Source organism: Xanthobacter sp. NM-59 (assembly GCF_021401125.1).
Taxonomy (GTDB): domain Bacteria; phylum Pseudomonadota; class Alphaproteobacteria; order Rhizobiales; family Xanthobacteraceae; genus Xanthobacter.
In genome coordinates this window covers 173,579-185,848 of the sequence record NZ_JACBFQ010000005.1, presented here as the reverse complement: position 1 = coordinate 185,848, position 12,270 = coordinate 173,579, and the positions used below count along the sequence as shown (strand labels likewise).

The window sequence follows — 12,270 nt, the reverse complement described above, 5'->3', positions numbered from 1 at the left end:
TCGCCAGACTGGGAGCTGCCCCGTGACCACCCTCGCCGAGACCCGCGCCATTCTCAAGGAAGCAGAGTTCGCCTTTCCCGTGGAGACGGTGTGGCGCGCCATGACCGACTCCGAATGGCTCGCCGTGTGGTTCTTCCCGAATGACATCCAGCCCGTGCTGGACCACAAGTTCACCATCTGGAGCCGCCCCATCGAGCGGTGGGACGGCGAGTTCCAGTGCCAGGTGGTGGAGGTGCAGCCGGAAAAGCGGCTCAAGTTTACCTGGCGCGGCGGGCATGAGGAGCTGAAGGGCTTCGGCCGCTATATCGACACCACCGTGACCTGGACCCTTACCCCGACCGAGACCGGCACCAGGCTCACCTTCCTGCACGAGGGCTTTCCCACCGACGAAGCCTCCAACGGCGTCTTCGAGATCATGGCCAAGGGCTCGGAGAGCGTGCTGCGCTCCCTCGCCAAGCGCCTGCCGGACCTGGTGGAGCACGGCGCCTGAAACGAGAAAGGGCCGCGTGCGGAACGCGGCCCTTTCCCCTTTTTCGCGCTCAGAGGCGGGCGATCACTTCGCCTGCGCCACCAGCGGGCAGCCGCCATCGGCCAGCGGGCGGAAGGCCTCGTTGGCGGGAATGGTGGCCACCAGCTCGTAAAGGTCCCACGGACCCTTGGAATCCGCCGGCTTCTTCACCCGGAACAGATACATGGGATGGGTGGCGCGGCCATCGATGCGGACCTCGCCCTTGCCGAACAGCGGATCGTCGATGGGGGTGGCGCGCATCTGCGCCATCACCTTCTGGGCGTCCTTGGTCTTGGCGTCCTTCACCGCGTTCAGATAGTGCATGGCGCTGGAATAGACGCCGGCCTGGGCGCTGGTGGGCATGCGGCCGTTGAATTTCTCCGCGAAGCGCTTGGAGAAGGCGCGGGTGTCGTCGTTCAGGTCCCAGTAGAAGGCCTCGGTGAGCAGCAGGCCCTGCGCCGCCTGGAGCCCCATCGCCTTCACGTCGCTGGAGAAGATCAGCAGCCCCGCCAGCGACTGGCCGCCCTGGGTGATGCCGAACTCGGAGGCCTGCTTGATGGCGTTGATGAGATCGGAACCCGCATTGGCAAGGCCGATCACCTTGGCGCCGGAGGCCTGGGCCTGCAGCAGGAAGGAGGAGAAGTCGGTGGCGCTGAGCGGGTGTTTCACGCTGCCCGCCACCTTGCCGCCGGCCTTCTTCACGGCGGCGGAGGCATCGCGCTCCAGCGCCGCGCCGAAGGCATAGTCGGCGGTGATGAAGAACCAGGGCGTGCCGCCCTGCTTGGTGAGGGCGGAGCCGGTGCCGTTGGCCAGCGCCCAGGTATCGTAGGTCCAATGCACCGTGTTGGGCGAGCACTTGGCGCCGGTGAGGTCGGAGGTGCCGCCGCCGGAAACCAGGAAGATCTTGTCCTTCTCACGCGTCACGTCATTCACGGCCAGCGCCACCGAGGAGGTGGTGGTGTCCATGATGACGTCCACGCCCTCCTGGTCATACCATTTGCGGGCGATGGCGGAGCCGACGTCGGGCTTGTTCTGGTGATCGGCGCCGATCACCTGCACCTTGACGCCCTTGTTCTTGGCCATGAAGTCGTCGGCCGCCATCTGCGCGGCGACCACGGAGCCGGGGCCGGAAATATCGGCATAAAGGCCGGACATGTCATTGAGCACGCCCAGCTTCACGTCGATGTCTTCGGCGTGGGCACCCCCGGCCGCAAGGCCAAGCAGTGCCGCCGCCAGCAACAGGCTGCGTCTTTTCATCGGGTTTCCTCCCTCGTTTTTCGTCCGTTCATAGCGTTTTCAAGCGAAGTGGAGACCGCTTCACGTGAAGAAAACGCGTCACATCAATAGAGCAGAACGGGGCCCGACCCGGGCCCTTTTCTGCTCAGGCGATCTTGGCGGTGATGCCGCCGTCCACCACCAGGTCCAGCCCGGTCACGTACCTGGATTCATCGCTGGCGAGGAACAGCGCGGCATGGGCCACGTCCCAGGCGGTGCCCATGTGGCCCATGGGCACCTGGGCGTCGCGGGCGCGCCACATGGCTTCCACGTCGCCGCCGCCATAGCTGCCGGCAAGGCCAGCGGATTTCTCCACCATGGGCGTCTTCATCAGGCCCGGCAGCACGCAGTTCACACGGATGTTCTTCGGCGCGTACTCCACCGCGGTGGTGCGCGAGAGGTGGTTCATGGCCGCCTTGGTCGCGTAATAGGTCGCGTAGGGCACGCCCGTATAGCGGATGGAGGCGATGGACGAGATATTGATGATGGAGCCGCCGCCCTGCCGCTCCATCACCGGGATGGTGTGCTTCATGGCCAGAAAGCAGCTCTTGAGATTGACCTGGAACACCCGGTCCCAGTCCTCTTCCGGCAGCTCCACCACGCCACCCACCTCGGCGAGGCCCACATTGTTGTCGAGCACGTCGATGCGGCCATAGCGCTCCAGGCAGGCCGCGACGAAGCCGGCAATCTCGGCGGGCTTGGACACGTCCGCCCGGAAGGCCTCCGCCTCGCCGCCCTCGGAGCGGATGATGTTCACCGTCTCCTCGGCGGCGGCGGCGTTCACGTCCACGCAGAACACCTTCGCCCCCTCGCGGGCGAACAGCACCGCGGTGGCCTTGCCATTGCCCCAGCCCGGCCCCGCCGAGCCCGCGCCCACCACCAGCGCGGTCTTTCCTGAAAGGCGCTCTCCCATGCGCAATCTCCTTCCCCGGGTGATTGGTCCCGCCCTGTTGGCCGGGCGGTGATCCTTGGATTTGTCAGCTTTCGCCGCGCGCGGCCCGTTCGGCGATCTCGGCGCGCAGCACCGTCTTGAGGATCTTCCCGTAATTGCTCTTGGGCAGTTCCTCGCGCCGCTCGTAGCGCTTGGGCCGCTTGAAGCGGGCGATGGTGGCGAGGCAGTGGGCGTCGAGCTCGGCGTCCGACACCTGCGCCCCCGGCAGGGTCACCACATAGGCCACCACGTTTTCCCCCCATTCCGGGTCGGGCTCGCCCACCACGCACACCTCGGCGATGGCCGGGTGGGTGAGCAGCGCTTCTTCCACCTCGCGCGGATAGATGTTGGTGCCGCCGGAAATGATGACGTCCTTCGAGCGGTCGGTGAGGGTGAGGAAGCCGTCCGCGTCCATACGCCCGAGATCGCCGGTGAAGAGCCAGCCCCCTTTGAGGGCGTCGGCCGTGGCCTTGGGGTTGCGCCAGTAGCCCAGCATCACCGTGGTGCCCTTCACCACGATCTCGCCCGTTTCCCCCGGTGGCAAGGTGTGGCCGGAAACATCCGCCACCCGCACCTCCACCACGCTCTGCGCCACCCCCACCGAGGCGAGGCGCGCGCGGCCCCGCTCCGTGGCGGTGTCGGCATGATAGGGGCGGGCGAGGGCGGTGATGGCCATGGGGCTCTCGCCCTGGCCATAGATCTGCACGAAGCGCTGGCCCATCACCGCGATCGCCTCTTCGAGGTCGGCCAGGTACATGGGCGCGCCGCCATAAATGATGGTCTTGATGCCGGTCCCGTTCTCGCCCCGCCGCCGCGCGGCCTCGGTGAGGCGGCGCACGATGGTGGGGGCGGCGAAGAAGGTGAGATTGCCCACCTGGTGGCCGAGATCCAGCACCTCATCGGCATCGAAACCGCCGGAGGCGGGCACCACATGGCGCGCCGCCACGCGCACATGGATGAAATTGTAGAGCCCCGCCCCGTGGGACATGGGCGCGGCATAGACAATGGCGTCCTGCGCCTGCGCCGTATCCACGTCCGCGAGATAGGACAGGGACATGGCGACCAGGTTGCCGTGGCTCAGCATCACCCCCTTGGGGCGGCCGGTGGTGCCGGAGGTGTAGAACAGCCACGCCAGGTCATCCGCCTCGCGCGGCTCGGGCTCCGGTGCGGCGGGCCCCGAGCGCAGGGTCTCGAATGCCGCGCTGTCCACATCCAGGAGGGGCGGCAGCGCCACGCTGTCGGCGACCTCGTTCAGCGCCTCCAGGGTGTGGTCGGCCGCGAAGGCGAGGCTGGCCTGGGCGTCGTCCAGGATCCAGGCGGCCTCGCGGCCATGCAGCTTGGCATTGATGGGAACCGCCACCGCGCCGGCCCACCAGATGCCGTACAGCGCTTCCAGGTAGCGGGTGCGATTGCCCATGAACACGCCGATTCGGTCGCCGGGCGAGATGGCGTGGCGTTCACGCAGGCCATGGGCGATGGCGCCGGCGCGGCGGGCGAAGGTGGCGTAGTCGGCCTCCACCCGCGCACCTTCCAGGAGCGCCGGGGCATGGGGCTGGAGCTGGGAGCTCGACAGGAGCCAGCGGGCGACGTTCATGGCCGGTGCCCGAGGCGCCGGACGCAATGGGGGCGTTTGCCGGCGCGGCGGCCAGCCAGAATTGGCGTCATGTTTCCTTCCCTTTGGGGAGGTTCCCTCCCCATCGCGCCAGTGGACCGGCGTCGCTTCAGGTCTGCACCCAGGTAAGCCCTGGTGACAGGTCGGCGGCAATGCGTAGAATTACGTGATTTGTCGTGCCCGGAGCGCAGCCATGCCGAGCGAGGATCCCGATCTGGCGGCGGGCTTTCTGAATGCCCCAGTGGCGCTGGTCCTGTCCCGCCATCGCATGGTCGAGGCCTGCAACACCGCTTTCGCGGCCCTGTTCCGCGCGGAGCCGGAGGCCTTGGCGGGCCGCTCCCTGGCGCAGCTTTATCCCTCGGTCGATGCATTCGCGCAGGTGGTCGAGCGCTGGCTTGTGCCCCTGCGTGAGGGGGCGGCGTTCGCGGACGAGCGCTTCATGAAGCGCGGTGACGGCGACCTTTTCTGGTGCCGCGTGGCCGGGCGCTCGCTCACGCCGTGCGATCCGCTGGCGCGGGCGGTGTGGAGCTTCTCCGAGCTGCCGACGCCGCTGTACCTGGACGCCACCTTGTCGCGGCGGGAACGGGACGTGGCCTGCCATGTGGCGCGCGGGCGCACCAGCAAGGAGATCGCCAAGCTCATGGGCCTGTCCCCCCGCACGGTGGAGGGGCACCGCCTGCGCCTCATGCGCAAGTTGAAGGTGGGCAACGCCGCCGAGCTGAACGCGCGCATGGGCGCCGGGCCGGCATAGATGTGCCGAGAATGTCCCGGGGGCACGCTTTCCAGGGCATCGATGGCTGTGCGGAAGGCGCCGGCGACGCGCTTTCAGTCTCCCCTCGGAGCCTTATCCGTCATAGCTTGGCGGTGCCGGCCGCGGAGCGCGGCGAGGGGGAAGCCATGTATCTCGGCGTCGTCATTGCCACCATGCTTGTGCTGCCCCTCGTTTCCCTGGGCATCGACCTGGTGATGCACGGCGGTTGGGTGGTGGCCCTGGCGGGCAAGTGGTTCACCTTCTGGGGCGTGGGCGTGCGCATCATGCTGGCGGCGGTGAAGCAGATGACGCAGCCCGAATTCACCCGGCGCATTCTGAAGATCGAGGATCCGCGCGCCAATATCGTGGTGCGGGAGCTAGGCTTCGCCAATGCCTCCATCGCCAGCCTGGCGCTGCTGTCGCTGGCCTGGCCGCCTTTCGTGGCGCCGGCGGCGCTGGCCGGGGCGCTGTTCCTGGGCCTGGCCGGCATCCAGCATGCCGTGCAGGCCGAGCGCAATGCCAAGGAGACCATCGCCATGGTCTCCGATCTCGGCATGGCCGGCCTGCTGGCGCTGTTCCTGGTGGGGCTGTTCTTTTGAGCCTCAGGCGCTGACGGCGCCGCCGACACCCTCGAAGGCGCCGTCCTCCAGCTCCGCCACCAGAAGCCGCGCGGGGTCCACCGGGCCGGGCAGGGTGACGCGGCCGGTGGGCACCCGCTTGAAACCGAACTTGGCGTAATAGGGCTCGTCGCCCACCAGGATCACCAGCCGGTGGCCGGCCGCCTTGGCGGCCTCCAGGGCCACGTCCATCAGGCGCGCGCCGATGCCCACGGACTGGAACGGCGGTTCCACCGAGAGGGGGCCCAGCAGCAGAGCCGGCGTCGCGCCGATCCGCACCCGCGTGAGCCGCACCGAGCCCACCAGCATGGTGCCCACCCGCGCGGTGAAGGAGAGGGCGCGCTCGTGGCTGGTCTGCTCGCGAATGCGGAAGGCCGTGCGCGCATAGCGGCCGGGGCCGAAGGTGCGCTCGTGCAGCCGGTCCACGGCCACGTCATCGTGCTGGGTTTCGAGGGCGATGGTGAGGGGAAGTTCGGTCATGGTCGTCTTCGGCGCTATCAGGCAGGGGCAGGCATCCCGCCCGGGCCCCGGCGCGGGGGCGCCGAAGTGCGTCAGGCAGGCAAGGCGAAGCGTGCGCGCAGGCGCACCGCGTTCATTCGTCGTCGCTGCTGGCCGCGGGCCATGGCGCTCATCTCGACGGTTCCTTCATCCGAAGGCGCGGGCGATAGCATGCTCTCCCGCGCGGGTCCAGGGGGCATCTCAAAGCTTCTCAAAAGGCGCCGGGGGGAAGGATGCCCGCGTGCAAACGGCGTTTGCCGCCGCGCCCATGGCCATGGCCCCCGCGAGCGGCCATTTGAAAGGCTGTTCCCTCGCAACACAGGAGTGCCACCCATGGGCCTTCTCATCCACGGTGTCTGGCACGACCAGTGGTACGACACCGCCAAGACCGGCGGGCGCTTCGAGCGGCAGGCCTCGCGCTTCCGCAACTTCATCACGCCCGACGGCGCGCCGGGGCCGAGCGGGGAGGGCGGCTTTCCCGCCGCCTCCGGCCGCTACCATCTTTATGTCTCGCTGGCGTGCCCCTGGGCGCACCGCACCCTCATCATGCGCGCCTTGAAGGGGCTGGAAAACGCGATCTCGGTGAGCGTGGTGGACCCCTTCATGGGCACGGAAGGCTGGACCTTTGCCGCGCCCGAGCCGGTGCTGGGCAAGACCCGCCTACACGAGATCTACACCGCCGCCGACCCCACTTATACCGGCCGCGTGACGGTGCCTGTGCTGTGGGACAAGCAGCGCGGCACCATCGTGAGCAACGAATCGGCCGAGATCATCCGCATGTTCAATTCGGCCTTCGCCGCCGTGACGGACGTGGCCACCGATTATTGCCCCGCGCCGTTGCGGGCCGAGATCGACGAGATCAACCAGCGGATCTATGACGACGTGAACAACGGCGTCTACAAGGCCGGCTTCGCCACCACCCAGGCCGCCTATGAGGAGGCGGTGACGACGCTGTTCCGCCGCCTCGACGCGCTCGAAGCGCGCTTGGCCGAGCACCCCTATCTGGTGGGAGATGTGCTCACCGAGGCCGACATCCGCCTGTTCACGACGCTGGTGCGTTTCGATGCGGTCTATGTGGGGCACTTCAAGTGCAACATCCGCCGCATCGCCGACTATCCCAACCTGTTCGGCTACCTGAAGGCGCTCTATCAGCACACGAAGGTGCGGCCCACGGTGGATTTCATCCACATCAAGCGGCACTATTACGAGAGCCACAAGACCATCAACCCCACCGGCATCGTGCCCCTCGGGCCGCTCCAGGACCTTGATGCGCCCCATGATCGCGATCGGTTCGCAAGAGTTTGACATCACAGCGAATTCCGGCTGTCGTGAAGGTGTCATCCCGGTTGCGCAGGAAGGGGCGAGTGGGTGGCGCTGCCCTGGCGTACCGCTCTGGCGCGCCGTGGGGTGCCGGCGTCGCGTGGTGGTTCGTCTCGCATCCCTCAGTGAGGACTGATCTTGAACCCACCCCTGCACTCCGAGCGCCATGTCGTCGATCGTATTGGCTGGCTCCGGGCCGCCGTGCTCGGCGCCAATGACGGCATCATCTCCACCTCGTCCCTCATGGTGGGCGTGGCCTCGGCGGCCACTTCCTCCTCGGACGTGCTGGTGGCGGGCATCGCCGGCATCGTGGCCGGCGCGCTCTCCATGGCGGCGGGTGAGTATGTCTCGGTCAGCTCCCAGGCCGACACGGAGGATGCGGAGCTGGCGCAGGAACGGCGCGAGCTCGCCACCATGCCGGATCACGAGCGCAAGGAGCTCGCCGCCATCTATGTGAGCCGCGGTGTGGAGCCAGAGCTGGCCGACAAGGTGGCCGAGCAGCTCATGGCCAAGGATGCCCTCGGCGCCCATGCCCGCGACGAGCTGGGCATTTCGGAAGTGGTGGTGGCCCGGCCCATCGAGGCCGCGCTCACCTCCGCCGGAACCTTCTCCGCGGGCGCCATCGTGCCCATTATCGTCGCCGCTCTGGCGCCGGAGAACGTGCTGGCGATCTCCATTTCCGTCGTGTCGCTGCTGCTGCTGCTGGTGCTCGGCGCCATGGGCGCGAAGGCGGGCGGCGCGCCCATGCTCAAGCCCACTTTGCGCGTCGGCTTCTGGGGCGCGATCGCCATGGCCGTCACGGCCGGCGTCGGCCATCTGGTGGGCGCGGCGGTCTGATCCCTCTCGCTACGCGCGCGGCAGTTTCGCCGCGGGCTTGGCCCTGTGGCCGATGAAGGCCCCGGACGCATCTGGCGGCCGGGGACCTGTTCGAGGCTCGATGCTAAGGCGGGCGAGCCGCGCGCCTGGCCGATCCCGACATCCTCGAAGGGCCGGCGGGTCGCGAGACCTGCCGCTGGGCGGCCATGTTCGGCGCGGCCGCCGGGCGCGGACCATGCGTGGGCGCCACGCTCGCTCGTGGGTTCGCCGGGGTCATGGATAAGTGCGCACCCTTGGCGAAGCCGGGCGCTTCCCTTGGTCCGGAATGGCCGTGTCCCCGCGCTGCACGCGGCATGATGCGCTCTGGGCAATGGCCTCGGTCGCCTCTGCCCTCCAACCCCGCAGCGGGGCTCCGTGCGAGCGCCAAGTCCGCGCCGCGTGTTGCCTGGCGAATGGACCGGGCAGCGGCGCCGGTGAGCCGGGCGCTTCCTTTCGTCCGGAATTGCCAAGTCCGGTTGCGCCACGGGTATGAGGCCGCCGGGCAGGAGTTTTGACCCGAGCCGCTCTCTGGCTGCGTCGCGGAACCATGCGCGAGTGCCACGCTCGCGCTACGCGTGTTGCCGATGCGACGGATCGGAATTGCGAAGTTCCGTTGCGCCACTGGCCAGGAGCCCCAGGAGGGCGGCAGCTCCGATCCCTGCGGCCCCCCGGCCCTGGACGTGGGGCGATCTGTGAGCGTCAAGCGCGCCAGAGCAGGCTGGCCGGCGAACGGATCGGCCGACGCCTCGGGCGGAGGAGGGGCTTCTTTCGGTCCGGAGTTGCCAAGTCCGGCCGTGTCACAGGCCCAGAGCCAACCGGGGGGGCACTAACTCCGGTCGGCGCGGCTCCCTCGCCCCGGATGCGGGACCATCCGTCAGCTCAAGCTCGCAAGAGAAGAATGGCCGGGGCTGCGGACCGGCCGGCGTCGCCGCCGGGAAGGGCGCTCCTTCGGCCCGGAATTGCCCATCTGGGGAAGCTCCGCGCCGATGCGAGCGCTCGTCGTCGTGATGCGCGTGGCTGATTCGCCCTCAGGCGCCGTAGATCCAGCCGTAGCGTTCCAGCAGGGCCGGGCCCTGGCGGCGCAGGACGAGATCACGGGCGAAGCGCGGTGGTCCGGAGAGGTGGTAGATGATGCCGTTGCGCCGCGCCTCGCGCTGGATGCGGGCGGTGCGGGCCATGCGCTCGCTTTCATAGGCCTTCAGGGCGCTGGGCGCGTCGCGGTGGCTGGTGATGGCGCGGGCGAGGGCCGCCGCATCCTCAATCGCCTGGGCCGCGCCCTGGGCGAGGAAGGGCAGCATGGCGTGGGCGGCATCGCCCAGCAGGGTCACCCGGCCCGAGCTCCAGCGGGGCAGGGGATCAATGTCGTAAAGGCCCCAGCACAGGAAATGGGGCGCGCTTTCCAAAAGCTTGCGCACCTCCGCGTTCCAGCCGGCGAAGGCCTGGTGCACCGCCGCGCTCTCGCCGGGGGCATTCCAGCGGGCGACCGGCTTAGTCTCCTTCACGATGGCGACGAGGTTCAAGGTGGCCCCGCCTTTCACCGGATAGGCTACCAGATGCGCGTCGCGGCCGAGATACAGGCGCACTTCCAGCGGATAGTCGTCGGGCACGTTGACGGTGGCGCGATAGGCGACCCGGCGGGCGAATACCGGCGCCCCGGCGGGCCCCAGATGCGCGCGCACGGCGGAGCGCACGCCGTCCGCCCCCACCAGGATATCGGCGCCATGGGCGATGAGCTCGCCACCCTGATTCACCACCGCGCGCACGCTGCCGAAGGCGGGTTCCACGCTGGTGAGATCGGCCCCGAGCGCCATGGTGGCGCCGGCCTCCATGGCCGCTTCCGCCAGCAAGTTCTGCAGGTCGGCCCGGTGCACCACCAGGAAGGGCGCGCCGAAGCGGCTGGCGGCGGCGGCATATTCGGTGCGGGTGAGGGTGGCGCCGGTGCGCCCGTCGCGCACATCGAGGGCATTGGGCGCCACGGCGACGGCTTCGAGCCGCTCCAGCAGGCCGAAATCCCGGATGATGCGGGTGGCGTTGGGGGTGAGCTGAAGGCCCGCGCCCACTTCGCGCAAGCGCTTCGCCCGCTCCACCACCTGGACGGCGAGGCCTGCGCGGCGCAGGGCAATGGCACAGGCCAGCCCACCGATGCCGCCGCCCACGATGACGGCGCTGCGCGCCGCGAGCTGCGGTTTCGGTCGGAAGGGAATCGGGTCGGGCATGTCGGTTCCAGCCGCGGCGCGGCCGGCAAAAGGCGGTGTCAGGCGGCGGCGGAAGTCTCGCCGTCGTCGTGCCACACGCAGGCTTCGGGCTTGGCCGCTCCCGGAGCGAGCTCCGGATTGTAGCGGTAAAGGGTGGAGCAGTACGGGCAGACCTTCTCCGTATCCTCACCGAGGTCGAGGAAGATGTGCGGATGGTCGAACGGCGGTTTCGCGCCGATGCACATGAACTCCTTGCTGCCCACCTCGATCGTCGTGAGGCCGAGGTCGTTGCAGAAGTGAGGAATGCCGGTGTCCGCCATGGCTCTGCCTGTAGAGGGTCCAAAAAAGCGTCGCGACCTTAGCCCCTGGCGGCGCCGGATGAAAGGGGGCCTGGCGCGTCACATCCGCCGGGCGCCTCTCGCGCGGGGAGCCGGCGGGGCCATATAAGGCGTGATGGCACGCCTTTTTGCTTCCCTCGCCCTTCTGGCCACGCTTTTTGGCGTCGCGCCCTGGCTGGTGCCGGTGGCGAAGGAGAGCGTGCGCCTCATCGCCGCGCGGGACGATCCGGCGGCGCTCGCGGACCTCGGCCTTTCCGCCTTCACCCCGGCCGACGCACAGGCCGCCATAACCGAGGCGCTGAAAGCGGATGATGCGGCCCTGGCGGCATCCTACCTGGAGCTGGCGGACGCGCGCGGCCTTGCCCTGCCCGCCGATTTGCGGGCGCGCGTAGAGGCCGCCACCGCACCCACGGCGGAGGCGCTGCGCGCGGCGCGGAGTTTCGGCGCCGGCTTTTTGAGTGGCCAGCCGGAGGATCTGGCCGGCCTCACCGGGGCGCTGACGGGCGATCTGATGGTGTGGGGCGACATCCGCGATGCCTCCCGCGAGGGCTGGAAACTGGCGCGGGGCGAGGAGGTGGACGAGCTCATTCTCGGCCTTTCGGCGGTCGGTATCGCCCTCACCGCAGGCACTTATGCCACCGGCGGCGCGAGCCTGCCGCTGCGGGCGGGAATCACGCTGGTGAAGGTGGGGGAGCGCACCGGCAAGCTCTCCGCCGCCCTGGCGCGCACCCTTGCCCGCGCGGTGCGCGAAAGTGTGGATTTCGCCGCCTTGCGCCGGCTCGCCGCCCATCCCGGCGCGGTGGATGGGGCGGCGCTGAAGGGGGTGGTGCGCTCGAATCACGTGGCGGGGCTGGTCCGGATGCTGGATGACGTGGCCGTGGTGCAGGCCAAGGCCGGCACCCGCGCCGCTTTGGAGGGGCTGAGGGTGGCCGATGACGGGCGCGACCTTGCCCGCGTGGCGCGCCTGGCCGAGGCCAAGGGCGGGCAGACGCTGGCCATTCTCAAAACCCTGGGCCGCGGCGCCATCGTCATCACCCGCGCGCTGCTGAAGCTGGTGTGGTGGACGCTGGCGATGGTGGCCTATGCCTATCTCGTGGTGTCTTCCACCAATGCCTTCTGCGTCGCCTGCGCCCGCCGCCTGTGGCGCCGCCGAGGGCAGGCGCGCGGCCGTCACGGGCCGGTGGGCGGGGCGATGGCATCGGAACCCGGCGGGATTGGCAGCGGCGGCGTGCGGAACTCAACGTCTTGGCGCGACATGTGCCGCGGTGCGCATGAGGAAAACGCGTCGACCTCAGGGACGCGGAGCAACTCCCGGATTCCACGGCGCGGGGAGTTGCTCTAGGTTCTCGCACCCTTTTCCCCGCCTCGCG

Annotated in this window: 12 protein-coding genes; 6 read left to right on the top strand and 6 right to left on the bottom strand. The window is 69.1% G+C overall.

Annotation, left to right across the window (positions count from 1 at the left end; genetic code table 11):
- Positions 1-22 precede the first annotated feature (22 nt).
- Positions 23-490 (top strand): SRPBCC domain-containing protein, encoded by a 468-nt coding sequence (locus tag L0966_RS11695; RefSeq protein WP_234052076.1) that lies wholly within the window; start codon positions 23-25, stop codon positions 488-490.
- Positions 491-553: 63 nt separating this feature from the next.
- Here L0966_RS11695 and L0966_RS11690 read toward each other — a convergent pair whose 3' ends face one another.
- From L0966_RS11690 to L0966_RS11680, 3 genes are all read right to left on the bottom strand, one after another.
- Entirely contained in the window at positions 554-1,765 is a 1,212-nt protein-coding gene (locus tag L0966_RS11690) for an ABC transporter substrate-binding protein (protein WP_234052075.1), read from the bottom strand.
- A 124-nt stretch (positions 1,766-1,889) separates the two neighbouring features.
- A complete protein-coding gene (locus L0966_RS11685) occupies positions 1,890-2,696 on the bottom strand; it encodes an SDR family NAD(P)-dependent oxidoreductase (protein WP_234052074.1) in 807 nt (268 codons plus the stop codon).
- A gap of 64 nt (positions 2,697-2,760) precedes the next feature.
- Complete coding sequence (locus L0966_RS11680; protein WP_234052073.1) at positions 2,761-4,308, bottom strand: class I adenylate-forming enzyme family protein; 1,548 nt, start codon at positions 4,306-4,308, stop codon at positions 2,761-2,763.
- 211 nt (positions 4,309-4,519) lie between these two features.
- Here L0966_RS11680 and L0966_RS11675 point away from each other — a divergent pair, with 211 nt between their 5' ends.
- Both L0966_RS11675 and L0966_RS11670 read left to right on the top strand, forming a co-directional pair.
- Positions 4,520-5,077 (top strand): LuxR C-terminal-related transcriptional regulator, encoded by a 558-nt coding sequence (locus L0966_RS11675; RefSeq protein ID WP_234052072.1) that lies wholly within the window; start codon positions 4,520-4,522, stop codon positions 5,075-5,077.
- Between the two features lie 146 nt (positions 5,078-5,223).
- Positions 5,224-5,676 carry a hypothetical protein gene (locus L0966_RS11670; RefSeq protein WP_234052071.1) on the top strand — a complete coding sequence of 151 codons (453 nt, stop codon included), beginning with the start codon at positions 5,224-5,226 and terminating at the stop codon, positions 5,674-5,676.
- A 3-nt stretch (positions 5,677-5,679) separates the two neighbouring features.
- On the opposite strand, the gene L0966_RS11665 is transcribed toward L0966_RS11670, so the two are convergent.
- Positions 5,680-6,174 carry a GNAT family N-acetyltransferase gene (locus L0966_RS11665; RefSeq protein WP_234052070.1) on the bottom strand — a complete coding sequence of 165 codons (495 nt, stop codon included), beginning with the start codon at positions 6,172-6,174 and terminating at the stop codon, positions 5,680-5,682.
- Between the two features lie 351 nt (positions 6,175-6,525).
- On the opposite strand from L0966_RS11665, the gene L0966_RS11660 reads away from it, so the two are divergent.
- A complete protein-coding gene (locus L0966_RS11660) occupies positions 6,526-7,497 on the top strand; it encodes a glutathione S-transferase family protein (RefSeq protein WP_234052069.1) in 972 nt (323 codons plus the stop codon).
- A 153-nt stretch (positions 7,498-7,650) separates the two neighbouring features.
- Positions 7,651-8,349, top strand: coding sequence for a VIT family protein (locus L0966_RS11655; protein ID WP_234052068.1), 699 nt, complete (start codon positions 7,651-7,653; stop codon positions 8,347-8,349).
- Between the two features lie 1,046 nt (positions 8,350-9,395).
- Here L0966_RS11655 and L0966_RS11650 read toward each other — a convergent pair.
- Both L0966_RS11650 and L0966_RS11645 read right to left on the bottom strand, forming a co-directional pair.
- Positions 9,396-10,583: an FAD-dependent monooxygenase gene (locus L0966_RS11650; protein ID WP_234052067.1), complete on the bottom strand. Its 1,188-nt coding sequence runs from the start codon at positions 10,581-10,583 to the stop codon at positions 9,396-9,398.
- Positions 10,584-10,621: 38 nt separating this feature from the next.
- The gene (locus tag L0966_RS11645; RefSeq protein ID WP_234052066.1) at positions 10,622-10,882 is read right to left on the bottom strand and encodes a zinc-finger domain-containing protein; all 261 of its coding nucleotides are present in this window, start codon (positions 10,880-10,882) and stop codon (positions 10,622-10,624) included.
- A gap of 133 nt (positions 10,883-11,015) precedes the next feature.
- Between L0966_RS11645 and L0966_RS11640 the strand changes: the two genes are divergently transcribed.
- Positions 11,016-12,242, top strand: coding sequence for a hypothetical protein (locus tag L0966_RS11640; RefSeq protein ID WP_234052065.1), 1,227 nt, complete (start codon positions 11,016-11,018; stop codon positions 12,240-12,242).
- Positions 12,243-12,270 lie beyond the last annotated feature (28 nt).